At 70.6% G+C, this 18882-nt stretch carries 17 protein-coding genes; 12 read left to right on the plus strand and 5 right to left on the minus strand.

Going from position 1 to position 18882, the window contains the following annotated elements:
* Positions 1 to 42 precede the first annotated feature (42 nt).
* The gene (locus tag ACX80H_RS10405) at positions 43 to 1284 is read left to right on the plus strand and encodes a glycerate kinase (protein WP_459313105.1); all 1242 of its coding nucleotides are present in this window, start codon (positions 43 to 45) and stop codon (positions 1282 to 1284) included.
* Here the strand turns inward: ACX80H_RS10405 and ACX80H_RS10410 are convergent.
* Both ACX80H_RS10410 and ACX80H_RS10415 read right to left on the minus strand, forming a co-directional pair.
* On the minus strand, positions 1281 to 2804 hold the full coding sequence (locus ACX80H_RS10410; protein WP_459313107.1) for a long-chain-fatty-acid--CoA ligase: 1524 nt from the start codon (positions 2802 to 2804) through the stop codon (positions 1281 to 1283). The genes ACX80H_RS10405 and ACX80H_RS10410 overlap by 4 nt on opposite strands.
* A gap of 131 nt (positions 2805 to 2935) precedes the next feature.
* Positions 2936 to 4330 carry an amidase gene (locus tag ACX80H_RS10415; RefSeq protein WP_459313109.1) on the minus strand — a complete coding sequence of 465 codons (1395 nt, stop codon included), beginning with the start codon at positions 4328 to 4330 and terminating at the stop codon, positions 2936 to 2938.
* A gap of 137 nt (positions 4331 to 4467) precedes the next feature.
* Here ACX80H_RS10415 and ACX80H_RS10420 point away from each other — a divergent pair, with 137 nt between their 5' ends.
* From ACX80H_RS10420 to ACX80H_RS10435, 4 genes are all read left to right on the plus strand, one after another.
* Positions 4468 to 4794, plus strand: coding sequence for a rhodanese-like domain-containing protein (locus ACX80H_RS10420; RefSeq protein WP_087072310.1), 327 nt, complete (start codon positions 4468 to 4470; stop codon positions 4792 to 4794).
* 2 nt (positions 4795 to 4796) lie between these two features.
* Entirely contained in the window at positions 4797 to 5729 is a 933-nt protein-coding gene (pheA, locus tag ACX80H_RS10425) for a prephenate dehydratase (protein WP_459313111.1), read from the plus strand.
* A 74-nt stretch (positions 5730 to 5803) separates the two neighbouring features.
* Positions 5804 to 6778, plus strand: a complete 975-nt coding sequence (locus ACX80H_RS10430) for a DNA topoisomerase IB (protein ID WP_459313112.1) — start codon at positions 5804 to 5806, stop codon at positions 6776 to 6778.
* 87 nt (positions 6779 to 6865) lie between these two features.
* Positions 6866 to 7213 (plus strand): hypothetical protein, encoded by a 348-nt coding sequence (locus ACX80H_RS10435; RefSeq protein WP_459313113.1) that lies wholly within the window; start codon positions 6866 to 6868, stop codon positions 7211 to 7213.
* 35 nt (positions 7214 to 7248) lie between these two features.
* Here ACX80H_RS10435 and ACX80H_RS10440 read toward each other — a convergent pair whose 3' ends face one another.
* The gene (locus tag ACX80H_RS10440; protein ID WP_459313114.1) at positions 7249 to 8397 is read right to left on the minus strand and encodes a diacylglycerol/lipid kinase family protein; all 1149 of its coding nucleotides are present in this window, start codon (positions 8395 to 8397) and stop codon (positions 7249 to 7251) included.
* Positions 8398 to 8465: 68 nt separating this feature from the next.
* On the opposite strand from ACX80H_RS10440, the gene serS reads away from it, so the two are divergent.
* Both serS and ACX80H_RS10450 read left to right on the plus strand, forming a co-directional pair.
* On the plus strand, positions 8466 to 9746 hold the full coding sequence (gene serS, locus ACX80H_RS10445; RefSeq protein WP_459313116.1) for a serine--tRNA ligase: 1281 nt from the start codon (positions 8466 to 8468) through the stop codon (positions 9744 to 9746).
* 44 nt (positions 9747 to 9790) lie between these two features.
* A complete protein-coding gene (locus ACX80H_RS10450) occupies positions 9791 to 10627 on the plus strand; it encodes an HAD family hydrolase (RefSeq protein ID WP_459313118.1) in 837 nt (278 codons plus the stop codon).
* Positions 10628 to 10633: 6 nt separating this feature from the next.
* Here the strand turns inward: ACX80H_RS10450 and ACX80H_RS10455 are convergent, their stop codons facing one another.
* Together ACX80H_RS10455 and ACX80H_RS10460 are read right to left on the minus strand one after the other, a co-directional pair.
* Positions 10634 to 11263 carry a hypothetical protein gene (locus ACX80H_RS10455; protein ID WP_459313119.1) on the minus strand — a complete coding sequence of 210 codons (630 nt, stop codon included), beginning with the start codon at positions 11261 to 11263 and terminating at the stop codon, positions 10634 to 10636.
* 209 nt (positions 11264 to 11472) lie between these two features.
* Positions 11473 to 12039 carry an inorganic diphosphatase gene (locus tag ACX80H_RS10460; RefSeq protein WP_301224387.1) on the minus strand — a complete coding sequence of 189 codons (567 nt, stop codon included), beginning with the start codon at positions 12037 to 12039 and terminating at the stop codon, positions 11473 to 11475.
* A 171-nt stretch (positions 12040 to 12210) separates the two neighbouring features.
* On the opposite strand from ACX80H_RS10460, the gene dacB reads away from it, so the two are divergent.
* The 5 genes from dacB to ftsH all read left to right on the plus strand — a co-directional run bounded on the left by dacB (position 12211) and on the right by ftsH (position 18857).
* Positions 12211 to 13647 (plus strand): D-alanyl-D-alanine carboxypeptidase/D-alanyl-D-alanine endopeptidase, encoded by a 1437-nt coding sequence (gene dacB, locus ACX80H_RS10465; protein ID WP_459313121.1) that lies wholly within the window; start codon positions 12211 to 12213, stop codon positions 13645 to 13647.
* 79 nt (positions 13648 to 13726) lie between these two features.
* Positions 13727 to 14857, plus strand: a complete 1131-nt coding sequence (locus ACX80H_RS10470; protein ID WP_459313122.1) for an Rv3626c family coenzyme F420 biosynthesis-associated protein — start codon at positions 13727 to 13729, stop codon at positions 14855 to 14857.
* Entirely contained in the window at positions 14850 to 16067 is a 1218-nt protein-coding gene (tilS, locus tag ACX80H_RS10475) for a tRNA lysidine(34) synthetase TilS (protein WP_459313123.1), read from the plus strand. Before ACX80H_RS10470 ends, tilS begins: the two co-directional genes overlap by 8 nt.
* Positions 16068 to 16070: 3 nt before the next feature.
* Complete coding sequence (gene hpt / locus ACX80H_RS10480) at positions 16071 to 16622, plus strand: hypoxanthine phosphoribosyltransferase (protein WP_087072299.1); 552 nt, start codon at positions 16071 to 16073, stop codon at positions 16620 to 16622.
* A 177-nt stretch (positions 16623 to 16799) separates the two neighbouring features.
* A complete protein-coding gene (gene ftsH / locus ACX80H_RS10485) occupies positions 16800 to 18857 on the plus strand; it encodes an ATP-dependent zinc metalloprotease FtsH (RefSeq protein ID WP_459313125.1) in 2058 nt (685 codons plus the stop codon).
* Positions 18858 to 18882 lie beyond the last annotated feature (25 nt).

The following is an 18882-nucleotide window of genomic DNA, read 5'->3' on the forward strand; positions in this document are numbered from 1 at the left end:
GGCGGCGGGTCCCGGGCGAGGACTGCCCGCTAGGGTGGACGGGTGACCACGACCGCGGCCCCGCGCCCCCTCAGGATCGTCATCGCGCCCGACTCCCTCAAGGGCAGCCTTCCCGCAGCGGAGGCTGCCCTCGCCATGGCTGCCGGTGTCACGGGTGCCGCGGCCCGGCTCGGGCATCCCGCGCCGCGCGTCGTGCTGGCCCCACTCGCGGACGGCGGTGAGGGCACGCTCGACGCGCTCCTCGCCGCCTGGAACGCCGAACCCCGGACCACCCGGTGCCACGACGCGGCAGGCCGCGCCCGGACCGCACGCTACGGCGTCTCCGCCCGGCAGGACGGCGGCGGGTCCCCGGTACGCGGCGTCCTCGAGGCGGCGGAGGCCAACGGCCTGCCCCTCGTCGCCGACCTTCCCCTCGATGCACTCACGGCCACCAGCTACGGCGTGGGCGAGATCGCGGCGCAGCTGCTCGACGACGGCGCGGAGGAGATCCTCCTGTGCATCGGCGGATCCGCGACGACGGACGGCGGCACCGGCCTGCTCTCGGCGCTCGGCGCCCGTTTCCTCGATGCCGACGGGAATCCCCTGCCCCCGGGCGGCGGAGGCCTCGCGGCCCTCAGGACGATCGACACCGCCCGTCTGCACCCCCGCGCGCGCGAGGTGCGCTGGCGCATCGCGGTCGATGTCGACAATCCCCTCTGTGGGCCCCGCGGCGCGGCTGCGGTCTTCGGTCCGCAGAAGGGTGCGACGCCGGACGATGTCGCGGTCCTCGACGCCGGCCTGGCGCACCTCGCTCGCGTCGTCTCCGCGCAGACGGGCGTCGACGTGCTGGAGGTGCCCGGGACCGGCGCTGCGGGCGGCCTGCCTGCCGTGCTCGTGCCGTTCCTCGGCGCCGAGATCGTCCCCGGATCGGCCCTAGTGGCCGACGCCGTCGGGCTGGCTGGTGCGCTGGCGGACGCGGACCTCGTCCTGACCGGGGAGGGTTCCTTCGACTCGCAGTCCCTGGGCGGCAAGGTGGTGCAGGCCGTGGTCGAGAACGCCCCCGCCACCTGCGCCGTCGTCGCCATCGCGGGGCGCGTGCAGCTGACCGCAGCCCAGGTCCAGGACGCCGGACTCGCGGCGGCGTTCTCCATCGCCACGGGGCCCATGGCGCTCGAGGAGCTGATCGGCGGCGCAGCCGCCCTGATGGAGGACGCCGCCGCCCAGGTCTACGGCGTCTTCGGCGGACGCCGCGGCCCGGGGGATGGCCCGACGGATAGCTCGTCGGACGGCCGGCTGGACGGCTAGACCCTGATCTCGCGCTTGAGGATCTTGCCCGTCGGCCCCTTGGGCAGGGCATCCACCAGCACCACGCGGCGCGGGTACTTGTAGGCGGCGACGCGGTCCTTCGCGAAATCGGCGATCTCGGTCGCGAGTTCCTCCCGGGCTGCATCGTCGGCCGGGGCATGCTCGGCCTTGAGCCCGATGACCGCGACGATCTCCTCGCCGTGCAGCTCGTCCGGTACGCCGATCACGGCCACCTCCGCGACAGCCGGGTGCTCGTACAGCACCTCCTCCACCTCCCGCGGGTACACGTTGTAGCCGCCGCGGAGGATGATGTCCTTCTTGCGGTCCACGATGTACAGCAGGCCGTCCCCGTCCACCCGCGCGAGGTCCCCGGTGCGGAACCAGCCGTCGGGGATCGCCGCCGCCGTGGCCTCGGGATTCTCCCAGTAGCCCTTCATGACGCAGTGGCCGCGGACGGCGAGTTCGCCGACCTCGCCCTGCGGCACCTCGCCGCCCTCGGGGTCCAGCATGCGCACCTCGACCCCATCCACCGGTGTGCCGATGGAGCCGGGCTTGCGGAGGTGTCCCACGCGGTTGAAGCTGACGATCGGCGACGTCTCGGAGAGGCCGTACCCCTCCAGGAGGTCCGCGCCGAAGACGCGCTCGAACTCGTGCAGCACCTCGACGGGCAGCGCGGATCCGCCCGAGACGGCCACGCGGACCGAGGAGAGATCGGTGGAGGTGACGCTGGGGTGGCGCAGCATCGCGATGTACATGGTGGGGACGCCCTCGAAGACCGTGACGCGGTCCCGCGCGATGATCTCGAGCGCCTTGCCCGGCTCGAAGCGCGGCAGGAGGGTCACGGTGGCTCCGGTCAGGACGGCCGCGTTGAGGGCGCAGGTCTGCCCGAAGATGTGGAAGAACGGCAGGCCGCCGAAGAGCACCTCTCCCTCCGCCGTCCCCATCAGGTCCCGGGAGATCTCGGTGTTGCGGGACAGGTTGGCGTGGGAGAGCGTGGCTCCCTTGGGCCGCCCGGTGGTGCCGGACGTGTACAGCACGACGGCGGTGTCCTCACCGTCGAGTTCCATGACACCCGGCGTCGGCTCGGCCGCCGAGACACGCTGCATGAAAGCGCCGCCGTCGACCGTCACCACCTGGACGTCCGCCCCCGTCTCGGCGCCCGAGGCTTCGGCGCCCGCCTGCGCCTCGGCGATGATGCCTTCCCAGGCGAAGACGACCTTCGCCCCCGAATCGGTGAGGTGGTAGGCCACCTCACGTCCCTTGAGGAGCGGGTTCAGCGGCACGACGACGGCGCCGGCCCGCAGGATGCCGTAGTACACGAATGCCATCTGCGGAATATTCGGCATGATGAGGGCGACGCGGTCGCCATGCCGGACGCCCTGCTCCGCGAGGAGCGTCGCCACCTTCTGGCTGAGCACCTCGAGCGCCCCGAAGGTCACCTCGACGTCGTCGAGCTTGATGGCCACGGCCGAGGGGCTCCTGGTTGCGGTGGCCGCGAGGTTGTTGGCGAGGTTCGACACGCGATCTCCTTCGATCTTCGATGTCCTGCAGCAAAAGCGCGGTACGGGAAGTTACCGGTGGGTAGCATTCTGTGCGATCGGGAACCCGCACGCAACAGGACCCGACCTGCCTCCTGCCGATGGCCCTCCAGCTACTGCCGGAGGGCCTCGATCTGGGCCGTCACCGCGAGGAGCTGCGCTTCCTCCCCGGGGCGGCCGATGAGCTGCACGCTCATCGGGAGACCGTCCGGGAGGCGCAGGACGGGCACCGCCACGGCGGGCAGTCCGCAGACGTTCACCATGGACGTGTAGGGGGAGTACTGGCACTGCCGGAGGTAGTCGGTGTCGCCGTCGGCGTCCGTGTACCAGCCGAGGGGACGCGGCGTCATGGCCACCGCCGGGGTCAGGATAATGTCGTACCGGGAATACTGCTCGATGGTGTCCTGCTCGAACTGCCGCAGGACGTCGACGGCCGCAGCGAGCTGTGCCGCAGTATGTCCCAGCGCCCTCCGGCGCAGTACCCGCGTGATGTCGGTCAGCCGGTCCTCGCGATCGCCCGGGATCGGCGCGGTGGCGAGTCCCGCCGTCCAGACGAGCTGGAACGCGTCGTGGTACCGGCGGTCGTACGTCAGGTCCGCCTCGACGACGTCGTGGCCCGCCCGCTGCAGCACCTGGATGCCGGCGGAGAACGCGTCGGTCGCGGCGCTGTCCAGGCTGATGTCCAACGCGCCGGAGAAGGGCGACGCCGTGCTGACGCCGATGCGGAAGCGCCCCTCGGCGCGGAGCGCGGCCTCCGTGAAGGAGCCCTGATAGCGGGACGCCGCACTGGTGGGGCGGTAGTTCGGCTCCCGGACGAGGGCGTCGAGGAGCAGGCCGGCGTCGACGGCCGAGTGGGCGAGCGGGCCGGCGACGACGAACTGGCCGAGGTCGGCCTGCCCGGAACCCGACGGGACGCGGCCGCGGTTCGGCTTGAGGCCCACCAGCCCGGTCGCGGCGGCCGGGATGCGGATCGATCCGCCGCCGTCGGTCCCCGGTGCGAACGGGATCATTCGCGCGGCCACCGCCGCGGCGCTGCCACCCGACGAGCCAGCCGGGCTGAGTCGCCGGTCGAGGGGGTTGCGGGCGGGCGGAGCGATGCGGTTCTCGCTGTAGCAGCTCAGGCCGAACTCGGGGACCTGCGTCTTGCCGAGGCTGATGGCCCCCGCGCGCCGCAGCACCGCGGCGAGCGGCGCGTCCTTCTCGGCCACCGCGTGATCCAGGGCTGCCGTGCCCAGGGTCGTCTTCACGCCCGCGACGTCGGTGAGGTCCTTGTGCGCGAGGGGCACGCCGTGGAGCGGACCGAGGGCCGCTCCGGAGGCGCGCAGCCGGTCGGCATGGTCGGCGGCCCGGAGCGCGTCGTCATGGGTGACGGTGAGGAACGAGCCGAGGTCCGGGTTGAGGGCGTCGATCCGCTGCAGGAAGTGCTCGGTGACCTCGCGTGCGCCGACCGCCCCGCGCGCCAGCGCGTCCCGAAGGGTGAGGGCGGAGAGTTCGTGCAGTTCGGCCATGGGGACTCCCAGTCGGAGGCGGGCAGTTACGGGACCCGCTGCGCCGGAGGCCCCTCGGAAGACAACAAGGACCACTATGCCGCAGTACGGGCCCGTAGCAATGGCGGTGCCCTGCCAGCGCGTGAAAAGGTAGGCACATGAGTGAACCCCAGAACGTACCGGTGACTGCCGTGCCCGACGACGCGCGGCTCCTCGACGTCCGCGAGGACTACGAGTGGGAGGCGGGCCACGCCGACGGCGCGCTGCACATCCCCCTCGACCAGCTTCCCGCCCGGCTCGGCGAGCTGGATCCGGACGAGGACCTGCACGTGATCTGCCGCAGCGGTGGCAGGTCCCAGCGGGCTGCCGAGTGGCTCGAGGGCAACGGCTACACGGCCATCAACGTGAGCGGCGGCATGGGTGCCTGGCTCGAGGCCGGCAAGCCGATGGTGTCCGAGACGGGTAGCGAGCCCACCGTCCTGTGAGGGTGTCCACCACTTCCTCCTACGCCTACCTGGGGCCGGAGGGGACCTTCACGGAGGCGGCGCTGCTGCAGGTGCCGGGAGCCGAGTCCGCACGCCGCGTCCCGGCGTCGACGGTCGGTGCCGCCCTCGATGCCGTCCGGTCCGGATCCGTGGATGCCGCGATGGTGCCGATCGAGAACTCGGTCGAAGGCGGGGTGAGCGCAACCCTGGACGCCATCGCGGTGGGGGCCCCGTTGCGGATCCTGCGCGAGGAGCTCGTGCCGATCACCTTCGTGCTCGCCGTCCGGCCCGGCACGGCGCTCGACGCCGTCCGCCGTATCGGGACACACGGCCATGCCTGGGCGCAGTGCCGCAACTGGGTGGACAACAACATACGCGACGCGGAATACTTCCCGACGTCGTCGACTGCGGCCGCGGCCTATGGGCTGGTCGACGGCGATGGCAGCTACGATGCGGCGATCTGCTCGCCCCTCGTGGCCGGGCGCCTCGGACTGACGGTCCTCGCGACGGACATCGGGGACGTCACCGACGCCGTGACCCGCTTCGTGCTCGTGGGCCGGCCGGACGCCCTGCCGCCACGCACCGGAGCGGACAAGACCACCCTCGTCATCCCCCTCCCGGAGGACCACCCGGGCGCGCTGATGCAGATCCTCGACCAGTTCGCGGCCCGGGGCGTGAACCTCAGCCGCATCGAGTCCCGGCCCACCGGCCAGTTCCTCGGCGACTACTTCTTCAGCGTGGATGCCGATGGCCACGTCGAGGACGCCCGCGTCGCCGACGCCCTGAAGGGCCTGCACCGCATCAGCCCGGGGCTGAGGTTCCTCGGGTCCTATGCGCGCGCCGACCGCCGTACGCCCGCCGTCGAGCGCCACACGTCCGACGACGCCTTCGGTGCAGCCGACGCCTGGCTCGGCGACATCCTCGGGGGCCGGTAGGGGAGGCTTTACGGGGAGGACCGGAAGCACAGTAGGCTTACTATCGAAGGTCCCCTACGAAGGCTGGTTCCACGATGGCTCGATTGCGCCGCAGCAACACGCGCAGGCCCGGTATCACCCGTCGTCGCCACGGCAAGGGCTTCAGCTACCGGACGCCGAACGGCGAGCTGCTGCAGGACCGGGAGCAGATCGAGCGCATCCGCGACCTCGTGATCCCGCCTGCCTGGAAGGACGTCTGGATCGCCCCCTACCCGAACGGGCACGTCCAGGCCATGGGCACCGACGACGCCGGGCGGCGCCAGTACATGTACCACCCCGCCTGGCGTGAGCAGAAGGACCGCGAGAAGTTCGACCGCGCGCTCGACTTCGGGGCGAAACTGCCGAGTGCCCGCCGCATCATCACCCAGCACCTGCGCAGCGAGGGCGTGTCGAAGGAGCGGGCCTTCGCCGCCGTGCTCCGGATCGTCGACTCCGGCGCACTGAGGATCGGGTCGGCCCAGTACGCGGAGGCGAACGGCTCCTTCGGTGTCACGACGCTGCTCGTGGAGCACTGCACCATCGAGGGGAACCTCGTCACCTTCGATTTCCCGGGCAAGAGCGGGCAGCACTGGGACACGCGCCTCGAGGACGAGGACCTCGCCGGTGCCCTGCGTCCCATGATCGGACGCGAGGATGCCGACACCGTGCTCGCCTACCAGTCGGAGGACGGCAAGTGGCACCACGTGGACGGTTCGCAGCTCAACGAGTTCCTGCGGCAGGTCACCGGCGGGCCCTTCACGGCGAAGGACTTCCGGACCTGGCAGGCGACCGTCGTCGCGGCGATGGCCCTGGCCAAGGAGGACCTGAAGGCGACGAGCCGCACCGCGCGCCAGAAGGCCGTCAGCGCCACCATGAAGGCGGTCGCCGACCACCTCGGCAACACCCCCACCGTCGCCCGGAGCTCCTACGTGGACCCCCGGCTCGTGGACCGCTTCATGAGCGGGGAGGTCATCCCGATCACCACGTATTCCGCCTCCGAGAAGGCCGTACAGGAACTCCTCCGCGACTGAGGACCCGCATGTTCAACTTCCCCGTTCGTCAGTACGCTGGCAGCGGGCGCCCAATGAGGAGCGCATCCTCCGACGAAAGGAAGCATCATGACCGAGAACGCTCATGGAGGACACATCGTGAACCCCAACGAGGGTGACGGCTCGACGTCCGATCCGAACTGGCGGGGCGACATCGGCGACCAGGGTAACGACGTCCGTTTCGCCGAGGAGCAGGCCCTCATCAACGAGCAGGCCGGCCGCGCCGACCGCGACACGTCGGTGGACGTGGACGCCGCGGAGGAAGAGGGCCAGTACACCAGCACCGGGCCGGCCGGGGCATCCGGGGGCTACACCTCCTCGCAGGTCCCCGAGGAGGAGGGCGAATACACCGACAAGGACAAGCCGCTCATCGACGAGCCCGAGGGCCAGGGCGAATACACCGACCGCGACCGGTAGGGTCCGCCGGGAAGGTACCGGGCGTCAGCGCCGGGTCAGGGCCGCGAACCCCGCAGCATCCGGTCCAGGCCCTGCCGCCAGCTCCTCTGCCAGTCGGGGATCGGCAGCGGAGACCCTGATGGTCCGGGAGCCGACGCCGGCACCCGGACCATCAGGGCGTCCGGGTCCACCCGGGCGGTCAGCGAGGTGACCGCTCCCGAGGGGTCGCCGTCGAGCTGGGTGTCGATCGGGTCCCCGGACCAGACCGTGACCTCCCGCGCCCGGTAGTAGCTGATGACGGGTATCGCCCCGCGGTGGCGCAGGAGGATCTTCGCGGCCATCCACGTCCAGCCCAGGAGGCTGCGGGGACTCAGCACCACCACGTCGAGGTAGCCGTCATCGATCATGGCGTCGGGTACGAAGTCGACGCCCGCCGGCAGCTTCCCGCAGTTGGCGACCAGGAGGCTGCGCACCTTCCTGCTCTGCGGAGGCTGGCCGTCGAGGCTGATCGAGATCCGCCTCCGCCTGCCGGGCAGGTGGCGGACACCGGCCTCGCTGTAGGCGAGCCAGCCGAGTTTCTCCTTGAGGTCCTGCTTCGCGTCGGCCACGACGTTGGCGTCGAAGCCGACTCCGCCCATGACCAGGAACGGGTGCTCGGAGATCACCGAGGTGCGGTCGTTGCGCAGCGTGATGCGGGCCATGTCGATCCGCCGCTCGGAGCCGTGCAGGGCCAGGTGGAGGCATCCGGCGATGTCGTTGTACGGCAGTCCCAGGTTCCGCACCAGCAGGTTCCCGGTGCCGAGCGGCAGCAGCCCGAGGGCGGCGGGCTGGTGTGCGAGGGCCTGCGCCACGGCGCGCACCGTCCCGTCGCCGCCGGCGGCGATGACGACGTCGGCCCCGGCGTGGAGTGCATGCGAGGCCTGGCCCGCCCCGGGGTCCTCGACGGTGGTCTCGAGGATGAGCGGCGGCTCCCAGCCGGCGTCCGCGCAGGCCTCTTCGACGAGGACACGGGTGACGTCGGCCTGCAGCTTGGAGGGATTGAGTACGAGTGCCACGCGCTGGGGACCCTCGGCGACGGGAGCCGGTTCGTGGACGGAGGCGGTCGGCGTACGGGTCTGGTGCAGTCGACGCACCGACCAGTAGGACTGGAGGGAGGCGGCGGCCGCGGACGCCGCAGCGGTTCCGGCGAGCAGTTTGCGGCGCATGGTCCCCCACAATAGCCGCCCCGTGGACCGGGGCCGCCGTACCTCCGGGTTTGGGTAGTCTTGGCGATGTGATTGACGTCAACGACCTCCGCCGAAACCCCGAGCAGTTCCGAGCATCGCAGCGCGCACGCAGGGCGGACGAGTCGCTCATCGACGCCGTCCTCGCCGCGGACACGAAACGCCGGGAGTCCGTCACCTCGTACGAGACGCTCCGCGCCGAGCAGAACGCCTTCGGCAAGAAGGTGGCGCAGGCCAAGGGCGAGGAGAAGCAGGCCCTCCTGGCCGAGGTCAAGGAACTCGCCGCGGCCGTCAAGGCCGCCGCGGCCGCCTCCGAGGACTCCAAGGCCGAGCAGGAGACCCTCCTGCGCAAGCTGCCGAACCTCGTCCAGGAGGGCGTGCCCGAGGGCGGCGAGGACGACTACGTGGTGCTCCGGAAGGTCGGCACGCCCCGGGACTTCGCCGCGGAGGGCTTCGAGCCCCGCGACCACCTCGAGATCGGTGAACTGATCGGCGCGATCGACATGGAGCGCGGCGCCAAGGTGTCCGGATCCCGCTTCTACTTCCTCAAGGGCGTCGGCGCCCGCCTCGAGATCGCCCTGCTGCAGATGGCCCTGGACCAGGCCGTGAAGGCCGGTTTCACCCCGATGATCACCCCCACCCTCGTGCGTCCGGAGACCATGCAGGGCACCGGCTTCGACATCGCGCACGACGCCGAGATCTACCGCCTCGCGGAGGACGACCTGTACCTCGTGGGAACCTCCGAGGTGGCGCTCGCCGGGTACCACTCGGACGAGATCATCGACCTCGCCGCGGGCCCCGTGCGGTACGCCGGGTGGTCCTCCTGCTACCGCCGCGAGGCGGGGTCGCACGGCAAGGACACCCGCGGGATCATCCGCGTCCACCAGTTCAACAAGGTGGAGATGTTCACGTACACCACCGTCGAGGATGCCGCTGCGGAGCACGAGCGCCTGCTTGCGTGGGAGGAGGAGATGCTGGCGAAGGTCGAGCTGCCCTACCGCGTCATCGACACCGCCGCCGGCGACCTCGGGATGTCCGCCGCACGCAAGTTCGACTGCGAGGCGTGGGTCCCGACGCAGGGCGACTACCGCGAGCTGACCTCGACGTCGAACTGCACCACCTTCCAGGCCCGGCGCCTGAACATCCGTGAGCGCCAGGAGGGGGAGGGCCAGAAGGGCACGCGGGCCGTCGCCACGCTGAACGGCACGCTGGCCACCACGCGCTGGATCGTCGCCATCCTCGAGCACCACCAGAACCCGGACGGCTCCGTCACCGTGCCTGCCGCGCTGCGTCCGTATCTTAACGGACTGGAAATCCTTCCGGTACTGTAGGCGCCGCCCTACCGGGAACTCGGTGAGGTCTGGTTCACTGAATCATGAGCACTTTGATCAATGCTGGCATCGATGACCAGCAGGACAACAGGAAACGCCACCTCATCGCCCTCGACGTCGACGGCACCCTCGTGGATCACGAGGGGTCGATGACGGAAGAGGTGCGCGACGCCGCGCGGGCCGTCATCGAAGCCGGGCACGACGTCATCATCGCCACGGGCAGGTCCCTCGGGGCCACGCTGCCCGTGATCGGGCTCCTCGGGATCACGCGCGGATTCGCCGTGTGCTCCAACGGGGGAGTCACCCTTCGGATCGACGATGCGCTGCCCGAGGGCTTCGAGGTCCTCGAGCGCGTCACCTTCGACCCGAAGCCCGCACTCACCGCGCTCCGCGAACGGTTGCCCTCCGCCAAGTACGCCCTGGAGGACGATCGCGGCAGGTTCCTGTCCACGGAGAGCTTCCAGGACGCGAGTTTCGGTTCGGAGGCACAGAGCGTCGGCTTCGAGGAGATGGTCGAGAGCCGCGCCGTGCGCGTCGTCGTCTTCAGCACCGACAGCTCGGCCGAGGAGTTCGGTGAGGCCGTCGCATCGATCGGACTGCACGGCGTGACGTATTCCGTGGGCTGGACCGCATGGCTCGACATTGCCGCATCTGGCGTCACGAAGGCCAGCGCACTGGAAGCACTCCGGCAGCGCCTCGGGACGGCCAGGAGCCTCACGGTCGCCGTGGGCGACGGGCGGAACGACATCGAGATGCTGCAGTGGGCCGGTCGCGGTGTCGCCATGGGGCAGGCTCCCGACGAGGTCCGTTCCGCCGCATCGGAAGTCACGGGAAGCGTGTACGACGACGGCGCCGCGAAGGTGCTGCGCTCGCTCGTCTGACCCCGCTCAGTACGCGAGGCTCGCCTCGGGGAGGGACGCCGGCCCGTACGTCAGGTCGAGCAGGCGCGCCGCGGCGGGGCGGGTGGCCCACTCCTCCATCCAGTGCGACCTGACGACCGCGCGGCTGACGGCCTGCGGAGTGATACCCAGTTCCTGCGCGATGTACTTCTGCTGTCCGCGGGCACCGGGCGTCAGCAGGTCCAGGACGGCCCACTCGGCGTCGGTCCGCGTATGGACGATCTGCCCGAGCAGCCGGAGCACCGCTTCGGCCTCTGCCGCGATCTCGCCGTCGGGGCCTTCCACGGCCAGGGGGATCCGCTCGCCGGTCTTCCGGGCGCGGTCGACCGCGCGCCGTGCGTAGACGAGCCCGTATCCCTCCGCGTCCACGAGGCGCTCGGGGACGGGCGGGGTGAGTCCGCCGACGCCGATGCCCACGTGCCAGCGCCGGGAGCGGATGGCCCTCAGTGCTGCCTCCACGGCGACGGACGCCGAATCGACGACGCCCTGCACCTCGTCGCCGACCGAGCGCTGGAACGGCACCACGACCGGAAGCTGACGGAGCGCTTTCAGCAGGTCGTCCACGAGGTCGCCGACCTCGCGCGAGTCGCGCTGGTTGATGGTCAGGACGTAGTGCATGGCATCAGTATGAACGCCGGACCGGAGAATCAACCTCTTTGCGTTGCTTTATCGCGTTACGTTGCTTTATCACGCCGATTCGTGCCGATGCGTGCCGTAGCGCTGGTGCTCGCTCCGTCCGCAGGGACCCCGCGGTTCCGCCCCCACCTGCAGGAGCTCCCGGCGCCCGCCCCGCGGACGTCCGGGAACTCCTGATGCTGCAGGTGTTCCTAGCGGCCCTCGGGGGTCTCCGTGGCGTTCTTCGCCTCGACGTCGACACTGCGGCCCTGCGGCTCGTCCTGCGCGCTGCCCTCGCCGATCTCCTGGAAGCGCTTGAGCGACGCCTCGATCTCGGCCTCCGCCTCCTCGCGGCCGGCCCAGTCGGCGGCTTCCACCCACTTGCCCGGCTCGAGGTCCTTGTACTTCGTGAAGAAGTGCTTGATCTCGTCGAGCAGGAAGTCCGAGACGTCCGACAGTTCCTGGATGTGGTCGAAGCGGGGATCGACGGGCACGCACAGGACCTTGGCATCTCCGCCGCCGTCGTCGGTCATGTTGAACACGCCGATGGGGCGCGACTCCACGAGGACGCCCGGGATGAGGTCGAAGTCCTGCAGCAGGACCAGCGCGTCCAGCGGGTCGCCGTCCTCGCCGAGCGTGTTCTCGAAGTAGCCGTAGTGCGTGGGGTACTGCATGGCCGTGAACAGGACGCGGTCGAGGCGCAGCCGGTGGGTGTCGTGGTCGATCTCGTACTTGACGCGCGAGCCCTTCGGGATCTCGATGGTGACGTCGAGCTTCATGGCAACTCCTGGGGATGGGTGGTGTGGCAGCCGCCCGGCAGCGGCTCCCGCGGGAGGTGCGCTGCCGGTCTACTGTTTAATCGTCAGCCCTAACATATCGGTCGGCCCCCGGTACCAGAGCATTTCCTCGTGGTTTCAGTGCTGCTCCGCAACGCCTTGCGAAAGGACACCATGCGCCCGCTCCGCCTGCTGGGGGGCCTCCTCCTGGTCCTGGTGATGGTGGCGGCCGCCGTTCCCCTGGCCACGCACCTCACGCCGGCCGTCCTGGCCGTGGTCGACCCGCAGCCGTCCGTCCCGCCTCCCGTTCCCCCTCGGCTGCAGGTCCCGCCGACATCCGTTGCCGTGCCCGACGTCGTCACGCCCCTCTCAGTGTCGGCGCCCGCACCGGACCCGGCGGTGCTGGGCCGGCAGCTCGACGAGGCGCTGCAGATCCCCGGCGCGGGCAGCTTCGCGGGCACCGTCGTCGACTCCGCGGACGGCCAGGTCCTCTATGCCAGGGACGCCGGGCGCCTGCAGCCTCCCGCATCGAACATCAAGCTGTTCACCGCCGTCGCGGCCATGACCTACGCGCGGCCCGATCGGACGCTCGCGACGTCCGTCCTTGCCTCGGAGGACGCCCCGGGGGTGCTCTACCTGCACGGGGGCGGCGACGTCCTCCTCGGTTCCGGCCTCTCCGATCCAGGCGCCGTGGTCGGACGCGCCGGCCTCGGGACGCTCGCCGCCGCGACTGCCGCCGCCCTGCCGGAAGGTTCCGGGCCCTACACCGTCTACCTCGACGACACCTTCTTCGTGGGCGGGACCCTGAGCCCCACGTGGGCGGAGGGGGACGTCGAATCCGGTGAGGTCGCGCCGCTGCACGCGCTCGCCATCAATTCGGCGTGGCTCGAGGAAGGGCGTTCCGGGGGCCCGCGCTCGCAGGATGCGGCCCTCGATGCCGCCCGGACCTTCGCCGGCGCCCTCGTTCCGGCCGCCGCCGAGCGCGGCATCACGGTCCGTCCCGAGGTGCAGCGCCGGCCGGCCCCCGAGGGCGCGGAATCCCTCGCGGCGGTCGACTCGGCACCGCTCGCGGAGCAGATGCGCCACATGCTGGAGATCTCCGACAACTACCTGGCCGAGGCCCTGGCGCGCGTCGCCGCCGCCGAGAGCGGGCGGCCCGCGTCCTTCGGCGGCGCCACCGACGCCCTCGCCGCCGCTGCTGCCCGGCTAGGCGTTCCGGGGGAGGGGCTGACCATCGGCGATGCCGCCGGACTGTCCGTCCGCAACGCCGTCTCGCCGGCCCAGCTCGCGGTGCTCGTCCGCGGGACCACGACGTCGGACGAGCCGGGGCTCGCCGCCGTCGCCCGCTCCCTGCCCATCGCAGGCCTCACCGGGACCCTGGCCACGCGGTTCGACGCCGACGACGGCCCCGCAGCCGGTGGCGCGGGAACCGTGCGTGCGAAGACCGGGACCCTCAACGCCGTCACCGGCCTCACAGGGCACGTCGTCACCGCCGACGGGCGCCTGCTCGTGTTCTCCTTCCTCGCCGCAGGACTGGACGGCACGACGGCCGAGGCGCGCGATGCTGCGGACAGTGCAGCCGCCCTTCTGGCCGGGTGCGGCTGCCGCTAGTCCGTTCGCCATCAGATGAAGCATCACCCCCGCCCGGTCCCTGGGCCCTGCCGACAGCGGGATGTGATCGAATAGGCGCATGAACGAGCCCGCAGCACCCCGCCCACAGCTGGTCAACTGGGATGTCGCGGCCTCCACCGCAGCCTCCCTCACGCCGGCCGGGCCCACCATGAAGCCGGCAGAGATCGCACGCGCCGTCCAGAACATGCGCGAGCTCGCGGACGCATCGGTAGGCCACGTCCACACCATCTCGAGGCTCGACGCCGCACGGGACCTCCGCGACTCCGAGCTGCTCATCGTGGACCGCGCCTCGTGGGCCAGGGCCAACTCGCAGAGCTTCCGGACCCTGATGGAACCGGCTCTGGACCAGCTCGCGGCATCGCGCCCCGACGTCCTGAAGTCCGCGTCCCTGGCCCTCGGCGGAACCGTCACCGGGGCACAGCTCGGAGCGATCCTCGCCTTCCTCTCGAGCAAGGTGCTCGGCCAGTACGATCCGTTCGTGCCCTCCCGCAACGGGCAGGGCGGGCGGCTCATGCTCGTGGCACCCAACATCATCTCGGTCGAGCGGGAACTGAACGTGGACCCGTCCGACTTCCGCCTCTGGGTGTGCCTCCACGAACAGACGCACCGCGTGCAGTTCGCCGCCGCGCCCTGGTTGAAGGACCACATGACCAGCTCCATCGGGCAGCTCACCTCGGGCCTCATGGAGAAGGCCGACTCCCTCTCGGAGCGACTCGGCGCGGCCGTGAAGAACATCACGGCGGGCAGGGCGCGCGCCCGTGGCGAGGGTACGGCGCCGGACGGCCCGCCCGCGCAGGACATCGGGGTGCTGTCGATCCTGCAGGACCCCGACGACAAGGCGCGCCTGTCGCACCTCACCGCCGTCATGAGCCTCCTCGAGGGGCACGCGAACGTCGTGATGGACGGTGTCGACGGGAGTATCGTCCCATCGGTCAAGACCATCCGCCGTCGCTTCAACGCCCGCGGCAAGTCCCGGGGCCCGCTCGAGAAGGTCATCCGGCAGCTCCTGGGGCTGGACGCCAAGATGCGCCAGTACAGCGACGGAGCCAAGTTCGTCCGCCGCGTCGTCAGCCAGACCGGCATGGAGGGCTTCAACGCCGTCTGGGACTCCGCGGCGCACCTGCCCACCGAGCGCGAGATCCACGCCCCCGACGAATGGATCGACAGGATGAGCCTGCGTCGTGGCTAGGCGTCCGCGCCTGCTTCCAGCGGTCGGTGCCGCGCGCAACCTGCTCGCGGCGAGCCTCGAGGGGCTCCTGGCCGATCCGGTGCAGCCGATGGGGCAGCGCCGCAGAACGGGCGAAGCGACGACGGCCCCCGCCGCGACCGCAGTCCCTGGCGCGCCCGCAACCCCCACCGCGACCGGCGCGCCGGTGGCGGACACCCGGCCCGCCGGCGGTGATGCGCCCGGCCTGCCCCTCGTCCTCGTCGCCTGCAGCGGGGGTCCGGACTCGCTCGCCCTCGCGGCCGTGGCGGCACATCTCGCGCAGACGGGGCGGTGCCGTGTCGGCGCCGTCGTCGTCGACCACGGCCTCCAGCCCAGTAGCGCGGCCACCGCAGCGGCGGCCGCCGGGACGGCACGGGAGCTGGGCCTCGATCCGGTCGAGGTGCACCGCGTCGCCGTGGACCGGGAGGGCATGGGCCCCGAGGCCGCGGCGCGGAGCGCCCGCTACGCCGCCCTCGATGAGGCTGCGGAGCGGCTCGGAGCGTCGGCGGTACTGCTCGGCCACACGCTCGACGATCAGGCGGAACAGGTGCTCCTCGGCCTGGCCCGCGGATCCGGCACGCGGTCGCTCTCCGGCATGCCGGCACGCCGCGGACTCTACGTACGTCCGTTCCTCGAGCTGCGCCGCGCCGACACCGAGGCCATCTGCGACTTCTACGGGCTCGACCCGTGGCACGATCCCACCAACCTCGACCCGGCCTTCGCCCGGTCGCGGGTCCGCGGCCAGGTCCTGCCCTTCCTCGAGGAGCAGCTCGGCCCCGGCATCGCCTCCGCACTCGCGCGGACGGCCCGCATCCTCGGGCAGGATGCCGACCACCTCGAACACCTGAGCGCCGAGGCGTACGCCGCTCTGAGGGCCGAGGGGGACGACGGGACCCTGCTGCTGCCGGAGGAGGGCCTGAAGGCGCTGCCCGCGGCGCTGAGGCAGCGGGTCCTTGCCCTTGCCGCCCTCGAGCTCGGAGCCTTCCAGCCGAGCTTCGAGCGGCTCCGGGCCGCCGAGTCGCTGCTGGACAGGAAGGGCTCGGCCGGACCCGTGCAACTGGGCGGCAAGGTGAGCGTCCACCGGCAGGTGCGGGGGCGCGCGGTTCTCCGGGGAGAGCCGAGCTATGGCAATCTTGTCCTTAGCAACAGTGGCCCCGGCGTGAAGCAGTCGCGTCGTCCGACCCAGGAGTAATCGGTGGATTCCAACGACGTCCAGTCAGATCTCAAGCACGTCCTCTACACCAGGGAGGAGATCCAGCAGCGGATCAATGAACTGGCGGAGCAGATCGATGCCGACTACCAGGGCCGGGACATCCTCCTCGTGGGTGTCCTCAAGGGTGCGGTCATGGTGATGGCCGACCTCGCGCGGGCGCTCCACTCCCACATCACGATGGACTGGATGGCCGTCTCGTCGTACGGATCGGGGACCCAGTCGTCCGGCGTCGTGCGCATCCTCAAGGACCTCGAGACGGACCTCATGGGCAAGCACGTCCTGATCGCCGAGGACATCATCGACTCCGGCCTGACCCTGTCCTGGCTCAAGGCGAACCTCCTGTCCCGCGGTCCCGCGTCGGTCGAGATCTGCACGCTCCTACGCAAGCCCGACGCAGCGAAGGTCGATATCGACGTCAAGTACGTCGGCTACGACATTCCCAATGAATTCGTCGTCGGGTACGGACTCGACTTCGCGGAGAAGTACCGCAACCTCGATTTCATCGGCACCCTGGCACCCCACGTCTACGAATAGGACGTCCCCCCGCTGCATGCCGGTACTACGCCAAGAGGGAACTATCGGCACAATCCGCGCGTGGTGAATCGCAGACGGTGTATATGTTGAGGTGCTTAAAGGGCACCCGCACAGCAGTGCGCCCGCACATTGTTACTTGCATCAGCAGGAGGGACAGGGCTTGCCGCCCTGAGACGTATGAAATTCAAGAATCTCTTCAAGGGGCCCGTCCTCTGGATCGTCCTGGCAGTCGTGGCGCTCCTGCTGGTCCTCCCGAGTCTTTTCGGCACGGGCAGTTCCCGCGTCGACACCAACGTCGGGCTCCAGCTCCTCCGGGATGACCAGGTCTCGCAGGCAAAGATCTACGACGGCGAGCAGCGCGTGGACCTCACGCTGCGCGAGGACTACGAGGACATGGGCAAGAGTGTCCAGTTCTACTACAGCACCGCCCGCGCCGAGAGCGTGGTCGACGCCATCAACACCTCGGACACGGACGGCTTCACCGACCAGCCCGCCGAGAGCAACTGGCTGCTCAGCCTGGCCGGCCTGATCTTCCCCATCCTGATCCTCGGCGTCATCTTCTGGTTCCTGCTCAGCCGCATGCAGGGCGGCGGCTCCAAGGTCATGCAGTTCGGCAAGTCCAAGGCCAAGCTCATCTCCAAAGACATGCCCCAGGTGACGTTCAACGACGTCGCCGGTGCCGACGAGGCCGTCGAGGAACTCCTCGAGATCAAGGAGTTCCTGCAGGAACCCGCCAAGTTCCAGGCCCTCGGCGCCAAGATCCCCAAGGGTGTCCTCCTGTACGGCCCTCCGGGCACCGGTAAGACCCTCCTCGCCCGGGCCGTCGCCGGCGAGGCCGGAGTGCCCTTCTACTCCATCTCAGGCTCCGACTTCGTCGAGATGTTCGTCGGCGTCGGCGCATCCCGTGTCAGGGACCTGTTCGAGCAGGCCAAGAACAACTCGCCCGCCATCATCTTCGTTGACGAGATCGACGCCGTCGGCCGCCACCGCGGCGCCGGCATCGGCGGCGGCAACGACGAGCGCGAGCAGACCCTCAACCAGCTCCTGGTCGAGATGGACGGCTTCGACGCCACCACGAACGTGATCCTCATCGCCGCGACCAACCGTCCGGACGTCCTCGACCCGGCGCTCCTGCGGCCCGGGCGGTTCGACCGCCAGATCGGCGTGGAGGCCCCCGACATGAAGGGCCGCGAGTACATCCTCAGCGTGCACGCCAAGGGCAAGCCGATGACCGCCGGCGTCGACCTCAAGGCCGTGGCGAAGAAGACCCCCGGCTTCACCGGCGCCGACCTCGCGAACGTCCTCAACGAGGCCGCGCTCCTCACGGCGCGTTCGAACGCGCAGCTCATCGACGACCGCGCACTCGACGAGGCGATCGACCGCGTCATCGCCGGGCCGCAGAAGCGCAGCCGGGTGATGAAGGAGCTCGAGCGGAAGATCACCGCGTACCACGAGGGCGGCCACGCCCTGGTGGCGGCAGCGCTGCGCAACACGGACCCGGTGACGAAGGTGACCATCCTGCCGCGCGGCCGCGCCCTGGGGTACACCATGGTCATGCCGAGCGACGACAAGTACTCGGTGACGAGGAACGAACTGCTCGACCAGCTCGCCTACGCCATGGGCGGCCGGGTCGCCGAGGAGATCGTGTTCCACGACCCCTCCACCGGCGCCTCCAACGACATCGAGAAGGCCACCGGGACCGCCCGCAAGATGGTCACCCAGTACGGCATGAGCGAGCGCATCGGCGCCGTGAAGCTCGGACAGGGCGCCGGCGAGCCGTTCCTCGGCCGCGACATGGGCAGCGACCGCGACTACTCCGACCGGATCGCCCTCGTGGTCGACGAGGAGGTCCGCCGCCTGATCGACAACGCCCACGACGAGGCCTACCAGATCCTCACCGAGAACCGGGACGTGCTGGACCGTCTGGCCCTCGAGCTGCTCGAGCGCGAGACGCTGAACCAGGCCGAGATCGCGGAGGTCTTCACCACGGTCCGCAAGCGCGACCTGCGCGAGGTGTGGCTGTCGAAGCAGACCCGGCCCGTGCACTCGCTCCCGCCGGTCACCTCTCCGAAGGAACGCGCCGAAGCCCTTGAGAGCGGCCGGCCCGCCCCCGAGTCCATCGCACCGCAGGACCAGATCGCCGACGCGAACATCCCCAGCGACTTCGACGTCAAGGACTCGGAGCTCCCGTCGCCCGAGTCGGGCGACGGCCCCAGGGACGGCCGGGACGGCTAGTCCCGCAGCGACACACCGGCGGCCA

It is taken from the genome of Arthrobacter pasteuri, from assembly GCF_054510955.1.

Coding starts and splice junctions, on each gene's coding strand:
- ACX80H_RS10440 (WP_459313114.1), bottom strand. CDS start 8,397: ATGCGCCGCAAACTGCTCGCCGGAACCGCTGCGGCGTCCGCGGCCGCC.
- ACX80H_RS10450 (WP_459313118.1), top strand. CDS start 9,791: ATGAGCACTTTGATCAATGCTGGCATCGATGACCAGCAGGACAACAGG.
- ftsH (WP_459313125.1), top strand. CDS start 16,800: ATGAAATTCAAGAATCTCTTCAAGGGGCCCGTCCTCTGGATCGTCCTG.
- ACX80H_RS10470 (WP_459313122.1), top strand. CDS start 13,727: ATGAACGAGCCCGCAGCACCCCGCCCACAGCTGGTCAACTGGGATGTC.
- ACX80H_RS10460 (WP_301224387.1), bottom strand. CDS start 12,039: ATGAAGCTCGACGTCACCATCGAGATCCCGAAGGGCTCGCGCGTCAAG.
- ACX80H_RS10430 (WP_459313112.1), top strand. CDS start 5,804: ATGGCTCGATTGCGCCGCAGCAACACGCGCAGGCCCGGTATCACCCGT.
- ACX80H_RS10420 (WP_087072310.1), top strand. CDS start 4,468: ATGAGTGAACCCCAGAACGTACCGGTGACTGCCGTGCCCGACGACGCG.
- dacB (WP_459313121.1), top strand. CDS start 12,211: ATGCGCCCGCTCCGCCTGCTGGGGGGCCTCCTCCTGGTCCTGGTGATG.
- ACX80H_RS10455 (WP_459313119.1), bottom strand. CDS start 11,263: ATGCACTACGTCCTGACCATCAACCAGCGCGACTCGCGCGAGGTCGGC.
- ACX80H_RS10435 (WP_459313113.1), top strand. CDS start 6,866: ATGACCGAGAACGCTCATGGAGGACACATCGTGAACCCCAACGAGGGT.
- ACX80H_RS10415 (WP_459313109.1), bottom strand. CDS start 4,330: ATGGCCGAACTGCACGAACTCTCCGCCCTCACCCTTCGGGACGCGCTG.